The organism is Aeromonas sp. WP2-W18-CRE-05, assembly GCF_014168615.1.
Lineage (GTDB): Bacteria > Pseudomonadota > Gammaproteobacteria > Enterobacterales > Aeromonadaceae > Aeromonas > Aeromonas caviae.
Map to the genome: position 1 here is coordinate 817,575 of NZ_AP021917.1, position 25,330 is coordinate 842,904.

The 25,330-nt window shown below is 63.0% G+C and carries 20 protein-coding genes; 14 read left to right on the forward strand and 6 right to left on the reverse strand.

Annotated elements, in window-relative coordinates:
* The first annotated feature begins 23 nt into the window (after positions 1 to 23).
* From dgt to H7R73_RS04035, 5 genes are all read left to right on the forward strand, one after another.
* The gene (gene dgt, locus H7R73_RS04015; protein ID WP_103260761.1) at positions 24 to 1,400 is read left to right on the forward strand and encodes a dGTPase; all 1,377 of its coding nucleotides are present in this window, start codon (positions 24 to 26) and stop codon (positions 1,398 to 1,400) included.
* 293 nt (positions 1,401 to 1,693) lie between these two features.
* Positions 1,694 to 1,897, forward strand: a complete 204-nt coding sequence (locus tag H7R73_RS04020) for a hypothetical protein (RefSeq protein ID WP_080768051.1) — start codon at positions 1,694 to 1,696, stop codon at positions 1,895 to 1,897.
* A gap of 144 nt (positions 1,898 to 2,041) precedes the next feature.
* Positions 2,042 to 6,316: a transporter substrate-binding domain-containing protein gene (locus tag H7R73_RS04025; RefSeq protein WP_182951481.1), complete on the forward strand. Its 4,275-nt coding sequence runs from the start codon at positions 2,042 to 2,044 to the stop codon at positions 6,314 to 6,316.
* Positions 6,309 to 7,520: an EAL domain-containing response regulator gene (locus H7R73_RS04030; RefSeq protein WP_041214588.1), complete on the forward strand. Its 1,212-nt coding sequence runs from the start codon at positions 6,309 to 6,311 to the stop codon at positions 7,518 to 7,520. The genes H7R73_RS04025 and H7R73_RS04030 overlap by 8 nt, the downstream gene beginning before the upstream one ends.
* A gap of 37 nt (positions 7,521 to 7,557) precedes the next feature.
* A complete protein-coding gene (locus H7R73_RS04035; RefSeq protein ID WP_103260760.1) occupies positions 7,558 to 9,534 on the forward strand; it encodes a methyl-accepting chemotaxis protein in 1,977 nt (658 codons plus the stop codon).
* 167 nt (positions 9,535 to 9,701) lie between these two features.
* Here the strand turns inward: H7R73_RS04035 and rfaH are convergent, their stop codons facing one another.
* The 4 genes from rfaH to metN all read right to left on the reverse strand — a co-directional run bounded on the left by rfaH (position 9,702) and on the right by metN (position 12,804).
* Positions 9,702 to 10,202, reverse strand: a complete 501-nt coding sequence (gene rfaH, locus H7R73_RS04040; RefSeq protein WP_010673182.1) for a transcription/translation regulatory transformer protein RfaH — start codon at positions 10,200 to 10,202, stop codon at positions 9,702 to 9,704.
* Between the two features lie 97 nt (positions 10,203 to 10,299).
* Positions 10,300 to 11,100, reverse strand: coding sequence for a methionine ABC transporter substrate-binding lipoprotein MetQ (metQ, locus tag H7R73_RS04045; protein ID WP_010673183.1), 801 nt, complete (start codon positions 11,098 to 11,100; stop codon positions 10,300 to 10,302).
* 26 nt (positions 11,101 to 11,126) lie between these two features.
* Positions 11,127 to 11,780 (reverse strand): methionine ABC transporter permease, encoded by a 654-nt coding sequence (locus H7R73_RS04050; RefSeq protein ID WP_029313844.1) that lies wholly within the window; start codon positions 11,778 to 11,780, stop codon positions 11,127 to 11,129.
* On the reverse strand, positions 11,761 to 12,804 hold the full coding sequence (metN, locus tag H7R73_RS04055; protein WP_039040957.1) for a methionine ABC transporter ATP-binding protein MetN: 1,044 nt from the start codon (positions 12,802 to 12,804) through the stop codon (positions 11,761 to 11,763). Before metN ends, H7R73_RS04050 begins: the two co-directional genes overlap by 20 nt.
* 471 nt (positions 12,805 to 13,275) lie before the next feature.
* Between metN and H7R73_RS04060 the strand changes: the two genes are divergently transcribed.
* A complete protein-coding gene (locus tag H7R73_RS04060; protein ID WP_103260759.1) occupies positions 13,276 to 13,731 on the forward strand; it encodes a hypothetical protein in 456 nt (151 codons plus the stop codon).
* Between the two features lie 52 nt (positions 13,732 to 13,783).
* Here H7R73_RS04060 and ppgK read toward each other — a convergent pair whose 3' ends face one another.
* Both ppgK and queG read right to left on the reverse strand, forming a co-directional pair.
* The gene (ppgK, locus tag H7R73_RS04065) at positions 13,784 to 14,527 is read right to left on the reverse strand and encodes a polyphosphate--glucose phosphotransferase (protein WP_010673187.1); all 744 of its coding nucleotides are present in this window, start codon (positions 14,525 to 14,527) and stop codon (positions 13,784 to 13,786) included.
* Between the two features lie 83 nt (positions 14,528 to 14,610).
* A complete protein-coding gene (gene queG, locus H7R73_RS04070; protein WP_103260758.1) occupies positions 14,611 to 15,765 on the reverse strand; it encodes a tRNA epoxyqueuosine(34) reductase QueG in 1,155 nt (384 codons plus the stop codon).
* 99 nt (positions 15,766 to 15,864) lie between these two features.
* Between queG and H7R73_RS04075 the strand changes: the two genes are divergently transcribed.
* The 8 genes from H7R73_RS04075 (at position 15,865) to hflK (ending at position 25,330) form a co-directional block, all read left to right on the forward strand.
* A complete protein-coding gene (locus H7R73_RS04075; RefSeq protein WP_103260757.1) occupies positions 15,865 to 17,367 on the forward strand; it encodes an NAD(P)H-hydrate dehydratase in 1,503 nt (500 codons plus the stop codon).
* Between the two features lie 17 nt (positions 17,368 to 17,384).
* The gene (gene tsaE / locus H7R73_RS04080; protein ID WP_041214593.1) at positions 17,385 to 17,858 is read left to right on the forward strand and encodes a tRNA (adenosine(37)-N6)-threonylcarbamoyltransferase complex ATPase subunit type 1 TsaE; all 474 of its coding nucleotides are present in this window, start codon (positions 17,385 to 17,387) and stop codon (positions 17,856 to 17,858) included.
* Positions 17,859 to 17,881: 23 nt separating this feature from the next.
* Positions 17,882 to 19,399 carry an N-acetylmuramoyl-L-alanine amidase gene (locus H7R73_RS04085; RefSeq protein ID WP_232091560.1) on the forward strand — a complete coding sequence of 506 codons (1,518 nt, stop codon included), beginning with the start codon at positions 17,882 to 17,884 and terminating at the stop codon, positions 19,397 to 19,399.
* Between the two features lie 106 nt (positions 19,400 to 19,505).
* Positions 19,506 to 21,389: a DNA mismatch repair endonuclease MutL gene (gene mutL / locus H7R73_RS04090; protein WP_041214595.1), complete on the forward strand. Its 1,884-nt coding sequence runs from the start codon at positions 19,506 to 19,508 to the stop codon at positions 21,387 to 21,389.
* Between the two features lie 92 nt (positions 21,390 to 21,481).
* Positions 21,482 to 22,399: a tRNA (adenosine(37)-N6)-dimethylallyltransferase MiaA gene (miaA, locus tag H7R73_RS04095; RefSeq protein WP_082180890.1), complete on the forward strand. Its 918-nt coding sequence runs from the start codon at positions 21,482 to 21,484 to the stop codon at positions 22,397 to 22,399.
* 72 nt (positions 22,400 to 22,471) lie between these two features.
* The gene (hfq, locus tag H7R73_RS04100) at positions 22,472 to 22,735 is read left to right on the forward strand and encodes an RNA chaperone Hfq (protein WP_011704864.1); all 264 of its coding nucleotides are present in this window, start codon (positions 22,472 to 22,474) and stop codon (positions 22,733 to 22,735) included.
* Between the two features lie 63 nt (positions 22,736 to 22,798).
* A complete protein-coding gene (hflX, locus tag H7R73_RS04105) occupies positions 22,799 to 24,085 on the forward strand; it encodes a ribosome rescue GTPase HflX (protein ID WP_039040964.1) in 1,287 nt (428 codons plus the stop codon).
* A gap of 93 nt (positions 24,086 to 24,178) precedes the next feature.
* On the forward strand, positions 24,179 to 25,330 hold the full coding sequence (hflK, locus tag H7R73_RS04110; RefSeq protein ID WP_010673195.1) for an FtsH protease activity modulator HflK: 1,152 nt from the start codon (positions 24,179 to 24,181) through the stop codon (positions 25,328 to 25,330).

Below are 25,330 nucleotides of genomic sequence, written 5' to 3' on the forward strand. Positions count from 1 at the left end.
CGCCTCAGGCAAGGAGCCACGACATGTATGACCGTTTGATCCCCCCCGAGCGCATTCACCCCTGGGGAGACGAAGACCTGCTGGAGGCGACGGAGCAGGACCGCACCCGCATCGTGCAGGCGGCGCCGGTGCGTCGGTTGCAGCAGAAGACCCAGGTCTTCCCGCTCGATGTGAAAGCCTCGGTGCGCAGCCGTCTCACCCATTCGTTGGAGGTGCAGGAGACCGGTCGCCAGATCAGTCGCCGCATCCTGGCGGCGTTGCCAGCCGGAGTGGTGTGCGAGGGGGCCTTCATCAATCTGGTGGAGATGTCCTGCCTGTTGCACGATGTCGGCAACCCGCCGTTTGGCCATTTCGGCGAGCAGGTGATGAGTCAGTGGCTTGCCCAGGAGCTGGACGGCCTCTTCTCCCGTGCCCACGACCAGTTGCCGAGCCCCCAGTGGGCAACCCTTCGCCAGGATCTGCTGGTGTTTGACGGCAATGCCCAGAGCCTGCGACTGGTGCACAGCCTCCATGAGCTGAACCTCACCCTGGGGCAACTGGCGGCGCTGTGCAAATACCCGCAGCAGCCCCTGCCGGGCCTGCACCATCCCCAGGGCTATGGTCAGCACCACGGCTGGACCAGCAAGCGCGGCATCTTCTTCAGCGAACAACCCCTCTATCGTGCCCTCGGCCAGAGCCTGGGGCTGGCCGAGGGGTGCCGTCATCCGCTGGTCTACATCATGGAGGCGGCGGACGACATCTCCTACTGCATCGCCGATCTCGAGGATGCGGTGGACAGGCACATCCTCACCCAGAGCGAACTGCTGGCAGCCCTGCGCGAGGCGGACGAGGGCGGTTACATGGCCGACCTGCTCGATGAGGCGCTTGCCTCCGGTCGGGGGTTCTTCCCCCATTTTCGCCAGCATCTGACCCGGGATCTGGTGGCGCTGGCCGCCCATACCTATGTGGCCGAGCACGATCAGATCCTGAGCGGGGCCTATCCCCAGGCGCTGCTGCACGGCCAGGCTCCGGCAGCCCGGGTACTCGATACCCTCAAGCGGGTGGCTCGCGAGCTGGTGTTCATGCGCCCGGAGGTGGAGGCGCTGGAGCTGGAAGGCTATGCCGCCCTGCGCGGAGTGCTCTCCACCTACGCCTGCCTGCTGGCCCTGCCCGCCAGCCAGTTCGAGCGGCTGCTCGCAGGCAACGGCGGGAGCGAGCTCTTCTTTGCCCGACGGCTGTTCCACCGCCTCTCTGCCCGCCACCTCAAGGCGTATCGACTGGCGGTGGCGAGCCGGGATCCCCGTTTCGAAAAGGAGAGCGAGCAGGAGTGGTACTACCGGGTGCGGCTGCTGCTCGACTATGTGAGCGGCATGACGGATACCTATGCGCTGGAGGAGTTCCGGCTGTTGTCAGGGATTTGACTGAACCTCTTTTTGGCCGCATTCCACCCATATGGGTGGGAGAGATATTGCGTAAAATTCGGTGTTTTTTTACACTGCGGCAACTTGTTCAACTTTCACACGGTAAGGAGACGACCATGCAACATTCCATGTTCAACGTTGCGTTCGATCGCTGCTCTGGCAGCGCGAAGACTCGTGCTCTTTATTTGCCGCGTGGAGGGGACAGGTAACACCTGCTTTTTTCATCACCCGCGGTTGTCCCGCAGGGTGATCACCTCTCTCCGGGGGAACCGCACGTTCAACTGGAGAATATTATGTCTATCGAACTCGCCCTGCTGCGCCACGTAGAGACCCTGGTTCAAAAAAGGATCACCCGGCTGGAGCGTCGCGTCAGCTACCTGCACCTTTCGCCAGCCCTGCTCAAAGACATCGGGCTGGAAGGGCAAAATGTGCAGATCGCCCACATCCGTGAGCGGGAGTTTCAAACCGGTTTCCGGCTCGGGAACCGAATAACCTGATGGGAGGGGGCATGGCCCCCGACCTGGTGGATGGCAGGCCTGGGCCTGCCATTTTTCTTTCCTGATGAGCATTGTCTCAATTTAGTTGTCGCACATTGCGCCAAACACTCTATGATCCCCCTCCGTTTCGTATGGGAGTTGATAATGTTCCGCCGCTGCTGTCGTCTCATCCTGCTATGTGGTCTGGCTTTCTGGAGCCTGATGGTTGCGGCTGCGCCGGCGCAACTGGACCAGAGCAACTTCACCCTGGACGAACTGCACTGGCTTGCCACCCATGATGAACTGGTCGTCGGCATGCCTTCGGCGGCCTGGCCACCCTATGTCTATACCGATGGGCGCGGCAACTTCACCGGCCCCCTGGATGAGTTCGCCTCCCAGATTGCAGCCAGGCTGGGGGTGAGCCTTCGCTACCGTGCCTATGCCAACAATGCGGCGGTCCAGCAGGCCTTGCTGGATGGCAAGGTCGACATGTTGATCGGGGTGGCTCCGAGCCCGACCCGCACCCTGCAGATGCAATTTACCTCCGAGCTGATGGCACTGCCCCGGGCCGTGCTGTTGACGGGGGGACGGGAGAGCCTCTCTCTGGAGGAGGCCTATGGGGTGCGCTGGGTCTGCGTCTTCGGTGTCAGCGCCTGCGATGAGCTGCTGCGCCTGGGGATCTCGAATCTGATCACGGCCGACAGCCGGGACGAGGCGATCTTCATGCTCAAGGAGGGCAAGGCGGATGCCTATCTGGCCGAGCTGCCCATGCTGAACAGGCTGCAAGCCATGGCGGGCATGGCGCTGGCCAGGATCGACTGGATGAGGGATACCTCCCTCGCCATGGCCGTGGCGCCCGGGAATGATGTCTTGCAGGGACTGCTGGAGCGGGCCCTCGAGGATATCTCTCCCTTGGAGCGTCGCGCCATTCTGGAGGCGGGGGATATCCTCGACTATGCCCTGGTGAAAAGGAGCAGGGAGATCGTCTTCAATCCGCAGGAGCAGGCGTGGTTGCAAGCACATCCGGTCATCCGCTACGGGGTTGCCCCGGATTGGCCCGGGATGAGCGAGGTGGACGACAGGGGGCGGCTCAAGGGGCTCATTGCCGATCTGCTGACACTGATGAGCCAGCGTGCCGGGCTCCAGTTCACCCTGGTGCCGACCCGGAGCTGGGCCCAGAGCATGGCGCTCTTCCAGGATCGCAAGCTGGATCTCATCCCGGCCATGACTCCCACCGCGGAGCGTCAGCAGTTTGCCCGGTTTACCCCCAACTACGCGTCGATCAACCGGGTGGTCGTGGCGAGGCAGGGGATGGCCGAGCTCACCGCCGCCAGGGCACTGAAAGGGCACAGGGTGGGCATGGTGGGGGGCTCGGTGGAGCAGGTCTTGCTGAGCGAGGTGGGGGCCATCGCCGTGCCGGTGGCCAGCGATGCCGAATTGCTGCCCCTGCTGGACCAGCAGAAGGTCGACTATGTGCTGATGAGCACCACCACCCTGGAGCAGTCGCTGCAAAAGGGATTCAGCGACCGCTACCAGGTGGTCTTCTCCGGCAGCGACCTGCGGGTACCCATCGCCATGGCGACCCAGTTGCAGGACCCCATGCTGCAGCAGATCCTCACCAAGGTGTTGATCGCCATTCCCCCCGACGAGCTCTCCGCCCTGGAGAAAAAGTGGCTCTCCCTGACCATACAGACGGGACTGGATCCGAAGACGGTGCTGCTCTGGTCCTCCCTTGGCGGCGGCATTTTCCTGCTCTGCCTCTTGCTGTTCATGGGCTGGAACCGGACGTTGCGCCGCCAGATCAGCCAGCGGCGGGAGGCCGAGCGGCGGCTCGAAGAGCAGTTGATGTTTGTCCAGATGATGCTGGATGCCCTGCCCAACCAGGTGGTGCTGACCAACGAGCGCTATGAAGTGGCAATGACGAACCGGGCGTACCGGCAGATGTTTCTCGGCGGGGAGAACCTGACGGGCTCCTATGAGCGGTTGCTCCAGGATCGATTGCCCGAGTCGATCCGTGCCAGGGTGATGGAGGAGGATGCCAGCGTCTGGGAGAGCGGAGAGGAGCTTCATGGACGGGGCGAGATCCGGTTTGATGACGATCGCCTGCACCAGATGATCTACACCAAGCGGCTCTTTGCGGGGCCCGATGACAAGCGGCTCGGGATCCTGACCGTGCTGACCGACGTGACCGAGCTGGAGCAGGCGCGGTTTGCGGCCCAGGAGGCGCAGACCCGGCTGACCCAGATCACCGACAGCATGCCGGGTCTGGTCTATCAGTATCACTGGCTTGGGCCGGGCAAGGGGCACTTCCTCTACACCTCGCAAGGGGTCAGGGAGATGGTGGGGGTGGAAGAGGACCTGGTCGGCATGGCGGTCACCGGTGCCTCCATCCTGGGGCTGACAGGCAAGGCGCACCAGGACTTCGTGGCCACGGTGGATCGTCATGCCCTGAGCATGCAGCCGCTGGATCTCGAGGTGGAGATCCGGCGCCAGGGGGAGGCGGGCTATTTGCAGATCCGTGGTCATTTCGTTCACCAGGAGGGGCTTGAAGGGGTCATATTGAACGGCGTGGTGCAGGACATCACCAAGCTCAAGCGCCAGGAGCTGGAGCTGCGCCAGGCCAGGCGGGTGGCGGAGGAGGCGACCCAGGCGCGCAGCCGCTTCCTCGCCACCATGAGTCATGAGCTTCGCACTCCCATCTCCGGCATGCACGGCATGCTGGAGCTGCTGCAAATGAGCCCGCTGGATGACGATCAGCGCTACATGTTGCGCAATATCTCGACCTCCACCAACCACCTGCTCTATCTGGTGAACGACATCCTGGACTTCTCCAAGATGGAAGCCGGGCAGTTGCAACTGCACCCCCATCACTGCCGCCTGACCTCGGTGATTTGCGATGTCATCCGGGGACATGCGGCCCTGGCCTATGGCAAAGGGCTCAACGTGACGCTGCGGTGGGGAAAGACGGTGCCGGATCTGGCCTGCATCGACGGGATAAGGGTGGGGCAGGTGATCTCCAATCTGTTGAACAACGCGGTGAAGTTCACCGAGGCGGGGGCGATCGCCATCCAGGTGGATTATGAAGACGACCGGCTGGCCTTCCGGGTCCGGGATACCGGGATAGGCATCGCCCTGGAGCAGCAGCGCACCCTCTTCATCCCGTTCAAGCAGGTGGAGTCCGACACCAACCGCCGGTTTGGCGGCACCGGGCTCGGGCTTGCCATCTGTCATCAACTCACCCAGAAAATGGGGGGGAGCCTGACCCTGGAAAGTACCCCTGGAATGGGCACCTGCGTGACCTTCACGCTGCCCCTGGCCGAGTGCCAGTGGGAAGCGCCGCCCCTGACCGGTCAGGTATGGTGGTGGTTTGGGGAGGATGAGGGGCTGGAATCGGTGATGGCCAGGCTGGGCGCCAGACTGGTACGCATGGAGACACACCATTGGCAGCAGCCCCTCGAGGGGCATCTGCTGGCGCAGGAGAATCACCTGGAGCAGGCCCTTGGCAGTGACTGGCTGGCCTGTTTGCAGCGTTCGAACCTCAAGGGCATAGTACTCTCTCCCCATGAGGCCCTGCGGGGGCGCATGGGGGGCAACGCCTGGTGGCGACTGGGACAATCGCCCCTCTACCCCGATCTGTTGCTGGAAACCTGCCAGTCACTGTTCAACCAGCAGGCGAGCCAGTCGATGGGGATGGAGGGGGAGAAGCTCAGGGGGCGGGTGCTGGTGGCCGATGATCACCCCGTCAACCGGGCATTGCTGACGAGGCAGCTCGCTATCCTGGGGCTCGAGTCCGAGGTGGTGGAAGATGGCGAGGAGGCGCTGCGCGCCTGGCAGGGGCAGGACTTCGCCCTGCTGCTGACCGACTGCCACATGCCGGTGATGGATGGCTATGCCCTCACGCGAGCCTTGCGGGATGCCGGGGACAGTGCTCCCATTATCGGGGTGACGGCCGATACCTCTGAGGAGGCGAGCCAACAGATGCGTGATGCCGGCATGAACGACATGCTGTTCAAGCCCTACAGCCTGGATGCCCTGAGCCAGACCCTGGGACGCTGGTTGCCGACTCAGGAAGAACAGCTCGCCTCGGAGGCGCCCCGGCAAGCCAGGGTTCAGCTGCCAGGCATAAGCTGGTTGACCCTGTTCGGGGATGAGGCGGTGGCACGCAGCATGGCCAGCGAATACCTGGAAGCCAACGAGCAGGATGGCGAGGACATGAGGCTGGCGCTGGCCAGCCAGGATACCCAGGCGCTGGTGGAGACGGCACATCGCATCAAGGGGGCCGCGCGCATGGTAGGACAGCAGGCATTGGCAGAGGAGGCGGCCCGGCTGGAGGCGGCGGCCAGATTGAAACAACTGGACAAGCTCGATGACCTGGCCAGGGCGGTACAGGCATTGATGGACTCTATCAGAGGTGAAACGGGGTTATGGCTCGATGAATAGCGCACGGCATGAGTTGGCGATCATGGTGGTGGAGGATCACAACTTCCAGCGCAAGGCCCTGATGCACCAGATCCGCGGACTGGGCTACGGCAACCTGCTGGAGGCGCAGGACGGGGAGGAGGCGCTTGCACAGTGCCAGCACCACAGGGTCGACATCCTGTTCTGTGATCTGCGCATGCCGGGCATGGATGGCATGGCGCTGCTGCGCCGCCTCTCCCTTGGCGGGTTCCGCGGCGGCATTGTGCTGTGCAGCGCCCTGGAGGATGACGTGGTCGATGCCGTGCTGCGCATGAGCCGGGCCTATGGCCTGCAGGTGCTGGGGCGCATCGAGAAACCCGCGTCTCCCCAGCAGATCGCGCAGCTCATCGGTGCCTGGCGGCCCCAGCAGGTACGCAGCCAGGAGGAGGATGGTTATCACCTGACCCTGGATGAGCTGCGCCGGGCGCTGGATCAGGACCAGTTGCTGCCCTGGTATCAACCCAAGGTGGGTTTTCACAACGGGGAGTGGCTCGGCATGGAGGCGCTTGCCCGCTGGCAGCACCCAGAATATGGCCTCATCTCGCCGGCCCGTTTCATCCCGCTGGCGGAGCACAACGGGCTCATCGACCCGCTCACCGAGGTGATCATCGGCAAGGCGCTGCGGGACGGCCACCTGTGGGAGAAGACCGGGCTCTCCCTGAACCTGTCGATGAACCTCTCCACCACCTCCCTCATCGAGGGGGATCTGTGCAACACCCTGCTCAGCCACTGCCAGCGCTGGAGCATCAACCCCGAGCTCATCACCCTCGAAGTGACCGAGAGCGCCTTCGTCAAGGATCTCGGCAAGTCGCTGGAGGTGCTGACCCGCTTGCGGATGCACGGTTTTGGTCTCTCCATCGATGATTTCGGGACCGGCTACTCCTCCATGCAGCAGCTCGCCCTGCTCCCCTTTACCGAGTTGAAACTGGACAGATCCTTCGTGGATCGCTGCTATGAAGATCCCTCTCGCCTAGCCATCATCGAGTCCAGCATCGAGCTGGCTCGCAAGTTGGGCTTGAAATCGGTGGCCGAGGGGGTCGAAGATGAGGCGACCTGGCAATTGCTGGCGAAGCTGGGGTGCGATCAATGCCAGGGCTTCTTCTCCGCCCGCCCCATGCCCCGCGAGGAGCTGATGGGGTGGCATCAGGGTTGGCAGGCTCGTTTGCCCGCACTCATCAGACGCTAATCCCGGGCAGGATGCCCGACGAATTCCAAGGATGGCCATGAAAATATCAAGCAAGTTGTTGTTGAGCTTCTGTTTTATCAACCTGCTCATCATTCTCTCCTCCGCCCTTGTCTATCATCAGCTCGGCCGGATTGAAGGCTCGCAAGATGCCTTGCTGGCCCAGGCCCTGCCCGCCCTGCAGCGGGACGAGGCGAGCCAGAAAGCCCTGATTGCCACCGTTTCATCCCTGCGGGCCTATCTCATCCTCGGCAAGGATCCGGCACAGGGTGATCGCATCAAGCAGGAGTGGGAAGAGGCCTGGCACGCCATCGATCGCCAGCGTTTCACCCCCGACCTGACCCGGGCACTCAAGGATTTCAAGGGGGCACAGTCACAGGTGTGGGCCCTGGCTCACACCGAAGAGAACCTGCCCGCCCACACCCTGATGCTGCTGGAGGCCGGCCCCCTGGCGGAGTCGGCCCTCGATCAGTTGCAGTCTTTTGCCAATGAAGAGGTGGCGACGCCCCAGGCGACGTTGCCCGGTGACAGGCGCCTGCTGCTCAAGCAGGTGGGGGATGCCTACAACAGCCTGGGCAATGCGCTCTCCGCCCTGCGGGATTTCCTCATCTCGGGGGAGAAGGAGTACCTGGACAAGTACCGGGACTACTACCAGTTTCACCAGCAGCGGGTGGCCGAGCTGAAACAGCAGGAGGCCAACTTCACCGAGGCACAAAAGGGGCTCTGGACGCTCTTTGAAGAGATGTCAGCCCCCTTTGCCGAGCTGGTCGGCCAGGTGATCGAGAAGCGCCAGGCCCCGGACTGGGACAGGGCCAACCACCTGATGGCCACCGAGATAGAGCCCGCCCTGACCCGGCTGGCGGATCAGCTGGCGACCCAGGTGACCCATACCCGTGCCGAGGTGGACAAGATGGCGGGGGAGATGGCGGCCGCCAGTCAGACCATTCACCGCACCCTGCTGCTCGCCACCACCAGCGTCATCCTGCTGGGCACCCTGGTGGCCCTGCTGTTCAGCCGGCGCCTGACCCGGGACGTCGCCAGCCTGGTGAAACGGGCGGGCCTGGTGGCCGATGGCCGCCTCCCCGTCACCCCCTTGCCCGTGCTTCGTCAGGATGAGCTGGGAGGGCTCACGGGCTCCATCAACCGGATGTCGGCACAGTTGCGCGAGCTGGTGGGGGAGATCCAGGGGGCGGTCGGTCAGGTGGAAGGGGCTGGCCGCGAGGTGGGCCAGACCACCAATGCCATCGTGGATGATCTGGCAAGCCAGAATCAGCGGCTCGATGCGGTGGCAGCCGCCATCGAGCAGATGTCGGTCAGTACCCGGGATGTGGCGGGCAACATTGCGGACGCGGCGGGAGCGGCTCGCCAGACCGAGCAACAGGCAAGGGAGGGGGAGCAGGCCCTCGCCCGCATGGGGACCACCATGGCGCAGATTGGTGCCATGATTGCCCAGGCAAACCAGGCGATGACGCAGCTCAGCAGCCAGAGCGAGCAGGTGGGGAGGGTCACCGAAGTGATCGCCACCATCGCCGAGCAGACCAATCTGCTGGCACTCAATGCGGCCATCGAGGCGGCGCGAGCCGGTGAGCAGGGACGGGGATTTGCCGTGGTGGCCGATGAAGTGAGGCAGTTGGCCAGCCGCACCAGCGCATCGACCATGGAGATCAACCAGACCATTGCCAGCATCCAGCAGCAGACCCGGGAGACCGCGGATACCGTGGGCAGCGGCACCCTGCTGGTGGAGCAGGGGCGCGGTGCCGTGGCCTCGGTGACCGAGACCCTGGAGTCGATGGCGACGCTGGTGCAGGATCTCAGCGGCCAGCTTGCCGCCATCGCCACCGCCACCGAGCAGCAGTCAAGGGCGGCGCAGGAGGTGGCGGGCACGGTGGAGGAGATTGCCGGGCTCAGCCATCAGTCCAGCGAGCATGGCCAGCAGGGGGAGCAGATCGCCGCCCGCCTGACCCGGGAGACGGGGAGACTGACATCGGCCATCAGCCGATTCGAACTGGATGCCTGACGCAAGGGAGAGAAAAACGGGGCAGACCTCTGGGTCTGCCCCGTTTTTTTCGGCCCGACAACCTGGTGGTGGAAGAATGCACGACGCAGGTGCGGTCCTGACCGTTCGGGAGCAGGGGGATGGTGTCTTGTGTACTGCCCTGTGGCTCTTTCTGCCGGCAGTACGGGTCACTCCAGGCGGCGGAAGGCCTGGTTTTCGAAGCTGCTGCAGGTCTCCTGGTTGAGCAGGTTGACCAGCAGGATGGCCCGCTTTTCGCCATCCGGCTCCAGATAGATGGCTTCAAACCCGGCGAGGGGGCCGGATTCGATAAGTACCTTGTCTCCCTGGGTCGGCAGACGGGCATAGCTGGCGCGCGCCTCGTCGCTGTCGTCCCGGCTCATGAGCCGGTAGATCAGCTGGCTGCTGACGGGGGTCCACTCCTTGCCGAAGTGGATGATGCGACTGATGCCCCGGGTCGATTTCAGGGTGACCGGGGTGACCTCTTCCAGATCCACGTAGATGAAGAGGTAGTTGGGGAACATGGGCTCGCGCTGGGGCACGCGCTTGCCTCGCCGCAGTTTTTCAATCTCGACCATGGGGTAATAGGATTCAACGCCCTGGGCTGCCAGATGGGCGCGGGCGCGGGCTTCTTCCTTGGGTTTGCAGTAGGCCAGATACCATTTCTTCATTGTTGCTCTGTTTTTCGTGTTGCCGTGCTTGCGGCTATCATAACGGGGGTAAAAAAAAAGGCCACGCTTGACGTGGCCTTTTTTCCAGAGTGAGTGATTACCAACCTTTCACCAGACCGCCCTTGAACAGTTCGGTTCCCTTCTTGAAGACCTCGTCGGTCTGGAAGGACTGGACGAACTCCTTGACCTTCTCGTCGTCCTTGTTGTTCTCGCGAGCAACGATCAGGTTGACGTAGGGGGACTCCTTGTCTTCGACAAACAGGCCATTCTCGGTCGGGGTCAGACCAATCTGACCAGCGAAGGTGTTGTTGATGATGGCCAAGTCCACGTCTTCCAGGGAGCGCGGCAGTTGTGCGGCTTCCAGCTCGACGATCTTGAAGTTGCGCGGGTTGCTGGCGATGTCCAGTACAGTCGCTTCCAGACCGGCACCCTCTTTCAGCTTCAGCAGGCCCTGCTTCTCCAGCAGGATCAGGGAACGACCCAGGTTGGTCGGATCGTTCGGCACCGCGATCTGGGCACCGTCTTTCAGCTCGGACAGGGCCTTGACCTTCTTGGAGTAACCGGCGATCGGGTAGACGAAGGTGTTGCCGACCGGCACCAGCTTGAAGCCGCGATCACGGATCTGGGCATCCAGGTAGGGCTTGTGCTGGAAGGCGTTGACGTCGACGCTGCCGTCGTTCAGGGCCACGTTCGGGGTGACATAGTCGGAGAAGGTGACCACTTCGACGGTCAGGCCGTATTTTTCCTTGGCCACCTTGGCCGCGGTCTCAACCAGCTCGGTCTCGGGACCGGCGATGGCGCCCACCTTCAGGGTCTTGTTCTCTTCCTTCTGGCCGCAGCCGACCAGTACCAGGGTTGCCAGCAGCGCAGCTGCTGCGGATTTGATGCCCAATTTCATAAAAACCTCCTGTCAGAAATCGACGATTAACGATGATCACATTGTTTGACCAGGCGCTCACCCGCGCTCTGGATGAGTTGAACCAGCACCACCAGAATGACCACGGTGACCAGCATGACGGTGGGATCGAAACGCTGGTAGCCGTAGCGAATACCCACATCACCGAGACCACCGCCTCCGATGGCACCTGCCATGGCGGAGTAGTTCACCAGGGTGACGAGGGTGATGATGACGCTGTTGAGGATCCCCGGCAGGGCCTCGGGCAGCAGCACCTTGGCGATGATTTGCAGGGGCTTGGCCCCCATGGCCTTGGCCGCTTCCAGCAGGCCGTCAGGCACCTCCATCAGGGCCCCTTCCACCAGGCGGGCGATGAAGGGAATGCAGCCCACGGTCAGCGGCACGATGGCGGCGATGGTGCCGATGCTGGTGCCGACGATGAAGCGGGTCAACGGAATGATGGCGACCAGCAGAATGATGAAGGGCACCGAGCGACCGACGTTGACGATGACGCCCAGGACCTTGTTGAGCAGCGGATTGGCCAGGATCTGCCCCGCCTTGGTCACGTGCAGCGCCACGCCGAGCGGCAGGCCGAGCAGGCAGCCGAACAGGGCGGAGGCAAACACCATGATGAGGGTGTCGCCCAGAGCCGAAATCAGCAGATTAATCATTGCTTCGGACATAACCCATTACCTCCAGCTGAATGTGGTTGTCGATGAGGAACTGTTGGGTGGCCTCGCACTGGGCCTCGTCCCCGAACAGTTCCGCCAGCAGGAAGCCGAACTTGACGCCACCGGCGTATTCGATGTCTGCGCTCAGGATGCTGATGTCGATGTTGAAACGGCGGCTCGCCTCGGAAATCAGCGGCGAATCCACCGTGGTCCCGGTAAAGCCGAGCTTCACCAGGGGATAGCTGCCGGGCACCCGGTCGCTACTCATCCGATCCTGATACTCCTGGGGCACTTCCAGGTGGATGGTGGAGTGGATGAAATCCCGGGCCAGCTGGGTCTTGGCATTGCTGAAGAACCAGGCCACTTCCCCCTGCTCGATGAGACGGCCGTCGCTGATGATGGCCACTTCGTCGCAGATCCCCTTCACCACGTCCATTTCGTGGGTGATGAGCAGGATGGTGAGCCCCAGCTTGACGTTGATCTCCTTGAGCAGGGTCAGGATCGAGCGGGTGGTCTGGGGGTCGAGGGCCGAGGTTGCCTCGTCACACAGCAGGACCTTGGGAGCCGGTGCCAGGGCACGGGCGATGGCGACGCGCTGCTTCTGCCCGCCGGAGAGCTCGGACGGATAGGCGTGGGCACGGGCTTCCAGCCCGACCAGGGCCAGCAGTTCGCTGACCCGGCTCTGGATCTTGTCCTTGCTCCAGCCCGCCAGCTCCAGCGGGAAGGCGATGTTGGCGGAGACGGTGCGAGAGGCCAGCAGGTTGAAGTGCTGGAAGATCATGCCGATCTGGCGGCGAGCCTGAGTCAGATCCCGCTCGCTGAGGGCGACCAGGTCCTGGCCATCGACGATGACCTGCCCCTCGGTGGGGCGCTCCAGCAGGTTGACGCAGCGGATGAGGGTACTCTTGCCGGCACCGGAGGCACCGATCACCCCGAAGATCTTGCCTTGGGGCACATGCAGGCTCACGTCACGCAGGGCGTGCACGGCATCACTGCCTTTACCGTAGACTTTGTTGAGACCGATCAACTTAATCATGGATTCTTCCGTGCTAACAGCCTTAAAGCACAGGGCGCTACAGGCGGGTAAATTGGGCAGAGGTTTCACTGGGTAGCTCTGTCATCATGGAGGATGATGCTAAGATGTCCGGATGGCTGTGTCAACGCATGTTTTTACGTCTAGACGTCTAAAAAATGGATAAGGATTCCCGCCATTTGACTATAGTGTGGAGGTATAACCACCAGCATCAATATTAGATTCCGATTTGATGACTCTAGTCCGAATATAAGCTGGTAAATATCTTTTATGTCGTCGATTTGATGCCTCCCTTCGGGCAAGGTGCCCGGTTGTCCGGGCAGCCTCGCTGCCGGTTTCCCCTTCCTCCTGCTGTCTCTTTTTCTGCTTTCTTTTCCATCTCCTTGATGCAGAACAATAAATGACCAGTTCGTGGCCGTGTCGACATGCCAGCTCCCTATACTGGCTGCAGGTGGATGCCAGGAGGGAGGCGAGATGCGATTCCAACAGATCAAGGACCTGATGCTCTATCTCGAGGAGCTTCATCATCGGCAAGGGCGCATTTACGGGCGCCAGATCCCCCGGGTGGATGCTGAGCGCAGCAGGATGTTGCTGGCCTATCTGCAAGGGCGGGAGGATGCCGCGGCGGCCCATCTGCACGATTATCGCGAGCAGATGGGAAGCGCGGTGAAGGAGACCTGGCTGGATCAGGGGTTTGGGGAGGATCTGCTGGCCGAGGGGGATCGTCTGGCGCTGCCCGCCACAACCCTGCCCGCGGAGATAGTGGCCCTGGTGTCACGCCAGGAGGAGAGGCTCATCGGCGAGCTGGAACGTCTGGCCCGGGAGTGCCCCACGCCCGATACGGCGGCGCTGCTGAAAGCCCTGGCCTCCATGGCCCAATCCCGCCTGACCCGTCTGGTACACGGTGCTCATCGCCTCGACGATCTCTGAGCCCGGATGGGAGAGACCCGGCACGGGCCGGGTCTTTTGATGTTGCTGGCGGTCAGCCCCCTTGCCGGGCCGCGCCATAGAGGGCGGCGCCTATGATGCCGGCCTGGTTGAGGTTCGCGGCCGCCACCAGGGGAGCCCGGGTCTCAATCTTGTCGATGAACTTGTCGAGCTTGGCGGCGCTGCCGCCCCCCAGGATGAAGAGGTCGGGGGAGAACAGAAACTCCAGGCGAGCCAGGTATTTGTTGAAACGTTTGCCCCAGCGGCCCCAGGAAAGATCCTCGCGCTTGCGCACCGCATCGGAGCAATAGTGTTCGGCCACCATGCCTTCCAGCATCAGGTGGCCCAGCTCGGTATTGGGCAGCAACTGGCCATTGACGAAGACGGCGGTACCGATGCCGGTGCCGACGGTGATGAGAATGATGACCCCCTGGCGATCCTGCCCGGTGCCAAAGCGCATCTCCGCCAGACCGGCCGCATCGGCGTCGTTCAGGACATGGCAGGGCAGGCCGGTCACATCGGCAAACAGGTGGGCTGCATCGGTCTCAATCCAGCTCTTGTCGATGTTGGAGGCATTCTTGGCGATGCCGTTGTGGATGGTGGCGGGAAAACCGCACCCCACGGGACCCTTCCATTGGAAGTGCTCGACCAGCGCCTTGAGGGTGTGTGCCACGGCGGCCGGGGTTGCCGGTTGCGGTGTGGCGATGCGGTGGCGTTCGCCAATCAGCTCCCCGGTTTCGGTGTCGACCAGGCAGCCCTTGATCCCGGACCCCCCAATATCTACTCCCAGCATCTGCATCAGAATCTTCCTTTTATTGTGCCGATGTTCAATGGTCGGCAGAGCATGAAAAAATGGCTGCGATCCGGCAAGTGCCAGATCACTTATGCGTGATCCGGCAGACCTTTTTCGATGCAGCGGATCAGCAATCGCGTCTTTTTATTCTCTTCCTGCTGACGCCTGGCCAGGGTCGCCAGCGCCCACTCGATATGCTCGGCCACCATGGGCGCCGCCTCAGGCAGCGCCTGTTGCAGGGCGGCCAGGACCTCGCTGCTGGCCGGTCCGTTGCCAAGGGCCACCGCCAGGTTGCGGCGCCAGCGCTGATAGCCGATGCGGCGGATGGGGCTGCCTTCCGTGTGCTTGAGAAATTCGGCCTCGCTCCAGCCCCACAAGGTCAAGAGGGGCGGGCGGTGCAGATTGGGGCGCGGGCTGAAGTCGGGCTCCGGGCTGGCATCGGCATAGCGGTTCCAGGGGCAGATGAGCTGGCAGTCGTCACAGCCATAGATGCGATTGCCCATGAGCGGCCTGAACTCCTCGGGAATGGGGCCGTCATTCTCGATGGTGAGATAGGAGATGCAGCGCCGTCCGTCTACCACATAGGGGGCGATGATGGCACCGGTGGGGCAGATATTGATGCAGGCTACGCACTTGCCACACAGCTCCTTCTCCACCGGGGTATCCACGGGCAGCGGCAGGGCGATGAGCAATTCTCCCAGAAAGAAGAAGGAGCCGGCGGACTCGTTGATCAGCAGCGAGTGCTTGCCCACCCAGCCAAGGCCCGCCTTGGCCGCCAGCGGCCTTTCCAGAATAGGGGCCGAGTCGACGAAGGGGCGCCACTCGCCCAGGGTTTGTCCCGCCGCCTGCAACAGGGTGTCGCACCGCAGCTCGATGCGCTCCCCCAACTGTTTGAGCCGATTGCGCAGCACCTTGTGGTAGTCGCGGCCGAGGGCATAGCGGCTGATGTAGCCGAGGGTGGGATCGCGCAGGGTGGCGGCAAAGCCCGCCTCGAACGGGAGGTAGTTCATCCGCACCGAGATGACCCGCAAGGTGCCCGGCAACAGCTCGTGGGGGCGGGCCCTCATCATGCCGTGGCGCGCCATGTAGTCCATGGTCCCGTGATAACCGGCATCCAGCCAGGCCTGCAACCTTGGCTCTTCCAGGGTGAGGTCGGTGTCGGCGATGCCGACCTGGTCAAATCCTAGCTCCCTTGCCCAGAGCTTGATATCGTGGGCCAGTTGCGCAAGTTCGGCAGCCGTCATGCAGCATCCCCCCTCTGCCTGCAGGAGTGTGGCAGGCGCAGGGCGGCAATATGGCGTGCCAGTTGCCGGGTCATGGGATGATGAAACGTGGGGACCGTCATGGTAGAGGTGTTCGGGGACGCTATCCGCAAAAATGAGTGGGAGAGTCTAGCACAACCCCTGTGGCGGGCCGAGCAGATCCGCAGCATGGAACGGCGCTGGGCCGAGCAGGAGGGGCTTCCCCTCTATGTGCTGATGGAGCGGGCCGGGAGTGCGCTGTGCAACTATGCCTGTCACCACTGGCCCGACAGCCGTCAGTGGTGGATCTTCGTCGGCCCTGGCAACAACGGTGGGGATGGCTACGTGCTGGCCCGCCTTGCCCGGCGCATCGGCCTCGAGCCTCTGGTGATTGCCGCCCGGGCTCCCGGCCTGCTGAGGGGAGATGCCAGGCGGGCTGCCGAAGAGTGGCTCGCATCGGGGGGGAGCGTGACCATGGCCGAGGATCTGCTGCCCGCCACGCTGCCGCCGCCGGATCTGGTCATAGACGCACTGCTCGGTACCGGCGTCCAGCTTCCCCTCTCCTCGTCAATGACAAAGATCGTCGCAACAATCAATGGCTTGAACGCGCCCGTGCTGGCGGTGGATCTCCCCTCCGGTCTCAATGCCGACACCGGCCGCGCCATGGGCGCACTGGTGCGTGCCACCCGCACCCTCACTTTCATCGGCATCAAGCAGGGCATGCTCACCGCCGACGGGGTAGACGGAGTCGGCCACCTCGACCGGGATCCCCTGGGAGTGACGCCGGGGGAGGAATGGGTTCCCGCTGCCGAGCGGATCGATTATCCCAGCCTCAAGGGGTTGCTGACCCCGCGCAGGCGCTCGGCTCACAAGGGACACAGCGGCAAGGTACTGCTGACGGGGGGGAACCTCGGCATGCAGGGAGCCATCCTGCTGGCGGGTCAGGCCTGTCTGCGGGCGGGAGCGGGATTGGTACGCCTGCGCCAGCACCCGGATTGCCCGGCGGCCAGCCTGGTTCAACCCGAGCTGATGGGATGCCCGGCGGACATGGATGAAGGGTGGGCATCGGTGCAGGTACTGGGCCCCGGGCTCGGTCAGGATGAGTGGGGCCGGGCCCGGTTCGAACAGGGCATCGGAGCCGCCGTGCCACTGGTATTGGACGCCGATGGATTGAATTGGCTGGCGCAGGTCCCCCGTCATCAGGATAATTGGGTGCTCACGCCCCACCCCGGGGAGGCGGCTCGCCTGCTGGGCTGCACCATCGCCGAGGTCGAGGGGGACAGGTTTGCGGCCGTCTCGCGGCTGCAACAGCGCTACGGTGGCGTGGTGCTGCTCAAGGGGGCGGGGTCGCTCATCTGCGACGGCAGGCGCATTTCCCTGTGCGACGAGGGCAACCCCGGCATGGCCAGTGGCGGCATGGGTGACCTCTTGTCTGGTATAATCGCCGCCCTTCTGGCTCAGGGCTGGTCTGCGGGCATGGCCACCCGACTCGGGGCCGTGATCCACGCAGAGGCCGCCGATCTGGCCGCTGCCGAGGGTGAGAGGGGCATGCTGGCATCGGATCTGCTGCCCTGGATCCGTCGTCTGGTCAATCCGACACAGTAACAAGTAACAAGAAGAACATGGCAAAAACCTTGATGATGACACTGCCGGACGAGGCAGCAACAGTGGCGCTGGGTGGCCGTCTGGCAAAGGCGTGCCAACAGGCCACCACGGTATTTCTGCACGGTGCCCTCGGGGCCGGCAAAACCACCCTGACCCGAGGCTGGGTGCAGGGACTGGGTCATGAGGGCAAGGTCAAGAGTCCGACCTATACCCTGGTGGAGCCCTATGAGCTTGCCCAGTGGCAGGTCTATCACTTCGATCTCTATCGACTGGCGGACCCGGAAGAGCTGGAGTTCATGGGGATTCGCGACTATTTCGCCTCCGATACCCTCTGCCTGGTGGAGTGGCCAGAGAAGGGCGACGGCTGGCTGCCAGCCCCGGATCTCGAGATCACCCTGAGTTATGCAAACGAGCAGCGCGAGGTGCAGATTGATGCCCGCACTGCTATCGGCGAAGCCATTCTGGAACGGTTGTCATCTCAGTGCGCGTGATCCTTGTTTTTGTTCTCTCCCTGATGGCATTGCCCACCTGGGCCAATCAGCTCAAGAGTGTGCGGGTGTGGCCATCACCGGACAACACCCGGGTGGTGCTCGACATGAGCAGCGCCCCCAATTTCAACTACTTCACCTTGACCGGTCCGAACCGTCTGGTCATCGACCTGAAAGGGGCGAGCAACGCCACCAACCTGGCCCGCATCGAGAACAAGAGCGAGCTGGTGCGCAAGATCCGCGAGAGCACGCCGCTGGAGAAGGGGGGCCTGCGACTGGTGCTGGATCTCGGCTCTGCCATCAAGCCGGTGGTCTTCCCGCTGGCGCCGGCAGGACCCTATGGCCACCGTCTGGTGATCGATCTTCCCTATGAAGAGAAGGGGAGCGCTGCGGCGCAGCCCGCTCCCGTCGGGGGACACGGCAAGGCCATCGTCATCGCCATCGATCCTGGTCACGGCGGGGAAGACCCAGGCTCCATCGGCCCGCGCCGCACCTACGAGAAGCGGGTGACCCTGGCGGTCTCCCAGAAGCTGGCGGCCCTCATCGACCGGGAGCCCGGCATGCGCGCCGTGCTGACCCGCCGTGGCGACTACTTCGTCGATCTCAACAAACGCTCCGAGATTGCCCGCAAGGCCAAGGCAGACCTGCTGGTGTCGGTGCATGCCGACAGCTTCCACAACTCGACTCCTCGCGGCGCCTCCGTCTGGGTGCTGTCGACCAACCGCGCCAACCGCGAGATGGGTAGCTGGCTCGAGAAGCAGGAGAAACAGGGGGAGCTGCTGGGGGGCGTTGGCAAGGTATTGGCCGAGTCTGATCCCAACCCCTATCTGGCGCAGACCTTCCTGGATCTCTCCATGGACAAGTCCAGGGCCGAAGGCTATGACGTCAGCCGCCAGATCCTGCGCTCGCTCGGGCGGGTGGCTAGATTGCACAAGAAGGCGCCGGAACATGCGAGTCTGGCGGTGCTGAAGGCGCCGGACATCCCCTCGGTACTGGTGGAGACGGGCTTTATCTCGAACCACGCCGAGGAGAAGCTGCTGGCCACCGCCAGCTATCAGGATCAGCTGGCCCGGGCCATCTTCGAGGGGATCCGCAACTATTACCGCAGTCATCCGACCAAGGGGCCCATGCTCACCGGCAAGGGCCAGGTTGCTGCCCCGCCGCGTCAGGCGCCTGCCAGCAAGCCGGTCGCTGTCAGCAAGCCGGCTGCCCAGCCAACGCAGCAGGTCGTAACCAACCGGATGCCGGCGAGCGAGCCCTATCGCGTCGGTGATGGCGGAGCCCCGGTCAGCAGTGTCGGCAGCGCCTCCGGTGCCGGCGTGATCAAACCTTACAAGGTCGCAGCCCAGGAGCCGAGTGCGCCGGTTGCCAGCGTGCAGAGCAACGACAAGTCCAACATGATCCGCCACGTGGTCACCCGTGGCCAGAGCCTCTCCCGTCTCGCCGAGAAACATGGGGTGAGTCAGGCCCGACTGGTGGAGATCAACAAGCTCAAGTCACGGGACATCCAGATAGGGCAGGTGCTCTATATTCCGCGAAAATAGCGCGGGCTGAAGAACGCCGCCCTTCTCTGCCGATGGCAGGGAGGGGCGGTGAGCGTTGATGGCGCCAGGTCCACCTCTTCCCCTTTTTCATCTGCAGGAGCAAGCGATGCCAATCCGTATATTGCCGCCGATTCTGGCCAACCAGATTGCTGCCGGTGAGGTCGTGGAGCGGCCCTCCTCCGTGGTGAAGGAACTGGTGGAAAACAGCCTGGATGCGGGGGCTGACCGGGTCGAGATCGACATCGACAAGGGAGGCGCCAAGCTTATCCGCATTCGTGACAACGGCTGCGGTGTCGCCAGGGATGAGCTGGTGCTGGCGCTGTCGCGCCACGCCACCTCCAAGGTGGCGACCCTGGACGACCTGGAAGGGATCAACAGCCTGGGCTTTCGCGGGGAGGCGCTCGCCTCCATCAGCTCCGTCTCCCGCCTCACCTTCACCTCCCGTACGGCAGAGCAGAGCGAGGCCTGGCAGGCCCAGGCGGAAGGGCGTGAGATGAGCGTCACCGTCAAGCCGGCAGCCCACCCGGTGGGCACCACGGTGGAGGTGGTGGATCTCTTCTTCAACACCCCGGCGCGGCGCAAGTTCATGCGCAGCGAAAAGACCGAATTTGCCCACATCGACGAACTGGTGCGCCGCATCGCGCTTTCCCGCTTCGACGCTACCCTGATCCTGCGCCACAACGGCAAGGTGGTGCGCCAGTACAAGGCGGCCAACACGGTGGCGGAGCAGGAGCGCCGCCTCGCCGCCGTCTGCGGCTCCCCCTTCATGCACCATGCCCTGGCGGTATCGAGCGAACACAGCGACGTGCGGTTGTGGGGCTGGCTGGCCACTCCGGCAGGGGCCAGGCCGCAGAACGACCTGCAATACACCTATGTCAATGGCCGCATGATGCGGGACAAGCTCATCAATCACGCCATTCGCCAGGCCTATGACGAGCTGCTGCCCGCCGATCGCTTCGCGGCCTATGTGCTCTATATCGAGCTGGATCCCCGCCAGGTGGATGTCAACGTCCATCCGGCCAAGCACGAAGTGCGTTTCCATCAGGCGCGTCTCATCCACGATTTCATCTTCCAGGCGCTGTTTACCGCCCTGCGCCAGGACGGAGCAGGGAGCGCCACCGATGAACCCCTGGCCGAGACCCAGGTCGAGCTGCCGGGCAGCCCGGAGATCACCTATCCGGGTCAGGCGCCGCGCACCGAGTGGTACGGTGCCGAACACGGCTATCGGGCTCCTGCCCCTGCACGAGATGGCGACGGCGTGCGGGAAGGCGGTGGTGGCAGGGGAGGACACTACCAGCCTCCCGAACCCCCGAGCCGGGCCGCGATGCGAGGCATGGGCGCCTTGCTCACCACCCTGCCCGAGGTGGCGACGCCGGCATCCCGGCCCGGAGCCGAGAGCGGTGCCGTCGAGACGCCAGCCCGAACGGGGGAGTGGCGCGCCCTGAGCCTGGTCGAGCAGGCCTATCTGCTGATGGAGCGTCAGGGGCAACTGGCGCTGCTCTCCCTGGTGCGCGCCGAGCGTCTGTTGTTGCGCCACTGGCTGCTGGATGCCTGGGGCCAGGGGCTGGCGGCCCAGCCTCTGTTGCTGCCGGTCTCCTTCAAGCTGCCGAAAAACCTGGTCGCCCTGGTGGAGGAGCGGGAACGTCTGCTCAAACGCATGGGGCTGGAGTTGAAAAGCGGGGGACGCGACACCATGATCCTGACTCGGGTGCCTGCCCTGCTGCGCCAGACCGATCTGGCCCGCCTCTTACCCGAATTGTTGCAGCTGGTCGAGAGCGGATCTGACAGTGATGCCGACGCGCAGGCTGGGGTACTATGCCAGTGGTTGGTGGAACAAGGCATAAGTGCCGAAAAAATATACGATTTTGCCACTGCCACCCGGTTGTTGACGGAACTTGTTGCCGATTTCAGTGACCAACTGGCAGACGTTCGCATGGTGCGCCCGTTGCCGCTGGCGAACGTGCTGGCCGAGTTTGCCGATGGCAACTGACGGCGTCTCGTCGTCTGTTGCATCCATATGACCAGTTTTATGCCGGCTCGCCCGTGAAGGGGCGGCCGAAGGGAGTGTTTAACGTGGCTGACTTGCCGACTGCAATTTTTCTGATGGGGCCGACGGCCTCCGGCAAGACGGATCTCGCCATTGAACTGTGCCAGGCCCTGCCCTGCGACATCATCAGCGTGGACTCCGCGCTCATCTATCGCGGCATGGACATAGGCACCGCCAAGCCGACGCCAGCCGAGCTGGCGCAGGCCCCGCACCGGCTGATCGACATCCTGGATCCCGCCATGAGCTATTCGGCGGCCGATTTTTGCAAGGACGCCCTGCGGGAGATGAAAGAGATCGCCGACCGTGGCCGCATTCCGCTGCTGGTGGGCGGCACCATGCTCTATTTCAAGGCGCTGCTGGAGGGGCTTTCTCCGCTGCCTTCCGCCGATCCCGCCGTGCGGGCCGGCATCGAGGAAGAGGCTGCCCGCCTCGGCTGGCAGGCGCTCCATGACGAACTGGTGCGCATCGACCCGGTGGCCGGTGCCCGCATCCACCCCAACGATCCCCAGCGCCTGTGCCGGGCGCTCGAGGTTTACCGCATCAGCGGCAAGACCCTCACCGAGCTGACCCAGGTACAGGGAGAGGGGCTGCCCTACCGGGCGCTGCAGTTTGCCATCGCGCCGAGGGAGCGGGCCGTGCTGCACCAGCGCATCGAACAGCGGTTTGACAAGATGCTGGGCAGCGGCTTCGAGCAGGAGGTCAGGGCGCTTTACGAGCGGGGGGATCTCACCCCGGATCTTCCCTCCATTCGCTGCGTGGGATACCGCCAAATGTGGGACTACCTGGCGGGGGAAGTGGAGTATGATGAGATGCGTTATCGCGGCATTGTTGCCACCCGCCAGTTGGCCAAGCGTCAGATGACCTGGTTGCGCGGTTGGCCTGATGTGACCTGGTTGGAATCTGGTGAGTCTGGCAATCTGGCCAGGGTCGTCGCCCAAGCTGGTCCGGCTTGACACTCCTGTATAATCAGGTTGTTATATTGAATATCCGGTGTTTAAAAACAACAAACTATAAGGAAAAGAAAGATGGCTAAGGGGCAATCTCTCCAAGACCCGTTTTTGAATGCGCTGCGCCGTGAGCGTATTCCTGTTTCTATCTATTTGGTGAACGGCATCAAACTGCAGGGTCAGATCGAATCGTTTGACCAGTTTGTCATTCTGCTGAAGAACACCGTGAGCCAGATGGTCTACAAGCACGCCATTTCCACCGTGGTGCCGGCCCGTGCCGTCAACCATCACCAGCACGCCCCGGGCGCCGCCGGTGAAGAGCAGGGTGAAGCCGAGGCGTGATATCCTGCGGCGAGTTCACTCGCCAACTCAGATCCATCATGATACCTGTCAAGGAGCAAGCGCTTGTTTGACCGTTACGAAGCTGGTGAACAGGCCGTTCTGGTACATGTCAACTTCAGCGATGAGGGCGAGCGGGAGGATCTGGACGAGCTCAAGATGCTGGTGAGCTCGGCCGGGGTCAATGCACTGGGGGTGATCACCACCAGTCGCAGCGCACCCAGCGCCAAATTTTTTGTCGGCAGCGGCAAGGCGGAAGAGATCGCGTCCCAGGTCCAGATGCTGGACGCCGACGTGGTCATCTTCAACCATGCCCTGACCCCCGCCCAGGAGCGCAACCTGGAGCGTCTGTTCCAGTGCCGGGTCGTGGACAGAACAGGCCTTATCCTCGATATCTTCGCCCAGCGCGCCCGCACTCACGAAGGCAAGTTGCAGGTCGAACTGGCCCAGTTGCGCCATCTTTCCACTCGTCTGGTGCGAGGCTGGACCCACCTTGAGCGACAAAAGGGGGGGATCGGTCTGCGCGGCCCGGGTGAAACCCAGCTTGAAACCGACCGACGCCTGCTGCGTGAGCGCATCAAGGCCATTTTGCGCCGCCTCGACAAGGTGGCCAAGCAGCGGGAGCAGGGGCGCCGTGCCCGCAACCGCAACGAAGTGCCGACCGTTTCTCTGGTGGGGTATACCAACGCCGGAAAATCCACTTTGTTCAACCAACTTACAGATGCCAGCGTGTATGCTGCCGACCAATTGTTCGCAACCCTGGACCCCACCCTGCGCAAATTGGTGATCCAGGATGTGGGTGATGTGATCCTGGCGGATACAGTTGGATTTATTCGGCACTTGCCCCATGATCTGGTCGCGGCCTTCAAGGCGACCCTGCAGGAGACTCGCGAAGCGGACCTGCTGCTGCACGTGGTGGACTGCGCCGATGAACAGATGCAGGAGAATATCGAGTCGGTCCAGCGTGTGCTGGCCGAGATCGAGGCGGATGACCGTCCCCAACTGATGATCTGCAACAAGATCGACAAGCTGGGGGATCGTCCGGCTGGTCTTGAACGGGATGAGGCTGGACGACCGGTGCGAGTCTGGTTGTCGGCCCAGACTGGCGAGGGCAGTGAATACCTGTTCCAGGCACTGACCGAACTGCTGGCCGGCTCCATGGTGCATCACACCCTGCAACTGCCCCCTTCCGCCGCCAGACTGCGCAGTGCGCTCTATCGGCTGAAAGGTATCGAGCAGGAAGGTTTCAGCGAGGAGGGGGACTTTGTGCTGGAAGTTCGCCTGCAACTGGCTGACTGGAACCGCCTCATGAAACAAGAAGGTGAGATTTTACAACGCTTTATCAGGCATTGATGGGTCGATGAACATAACTGGTTTGCTGATTTCATCGCCCCTCTGTAGCCCGATAGAGATGATATCCATCCGCATGTATTAATGGAGACGCTGATGGCTTGGAATGAGCCTGGTAACAATGGCAAAGACCGTGATCCCTGGGGGAACAACGGCAAGAATCAGGGCCCCCCTGATCTGGACGAGATGCTTCGCAAGGTGAGCCGTCGTTTTGGCGGTCTGCTCGGTGGTGGCAAATCCGGTGGTGGTGATGTCGGCAAGTTCGGCCTCTCCATTGCCTTGGTGGTGGCCGTGGTGGTGTGGGTCGTCAGCGGCTTCTACACCATTCGCGAAGCCGAGCGGGGCGTGGTGCTGCGCTTTGGCGAATACTCCCACAACGTGGATCCCGGTCTGCGCTGGAAACCGACCTTCATCGACCGGGTGATCCCGGTGGACGTAGAGTCTGTCCGTTCCCTGCCGGCGTCCGGTTTCATGCTGACCCAGGATGAGAACGTGGTGCGGGTCGAGATGGACGTGCAGTATCGCGTGGTCGATCCCGAGCAGTATCTGTTCAGCGTGACCAATGCAGACGAGAGCCTGAGCCAGGCCACCGACAGCGCCCTGCGCTACGTGGTGGGTCACACCCGGATGGACGATGTGCTGACCACGGGTCGTGAGAAGGTGCGTCAGGAAACCTGGCAGGTGATCGACAGCATCATCGAGCCCTATCAGATGGGTCTGCAGATCGTGGACGTCAACTTCCTGCCGGCGCGTCCGCCGGAAGAGGTGAAGGACGCATTTGATGACGCCATCTCCGCCCAGGAAGATGAGCAGCGTTTCATCCGTGAAGCGGAAGCCTACGCCCGTGAAGTGGAGCCCAAGGCTCGTGGCCAGGTCAAACGTCTGGAGCAGGAGGCCGAAGCCTACAAGTCCCAGATCGTGTTGAAGGCCAAGGGTGAAGTCGCTCGCTTCAACGAGCTGCTGCCCCAGTATCAGGCCGCGCCCGAGCTGACCCGTGATCGTATCTACCTGGAAACCATGGAAGAGCTCTATCAGCAGGCCAACAAGGTGGTGGTCGACATGCCGGCTGGCAACAACAGCATGATCTACCTGCCGCTCGACAAGCTCTCTGGCAAGGCGAATGCCGTGCAACCGGCACGTCCTGCGGGCACCCCGGCAGTCGAGGCGGCCCAGCCGTCCAACGAAGGGGCCAACTCCACTCCGACCCCGCTGCGTGGCGGTGATCGTTTCAGCACAGGGAGAAACTGA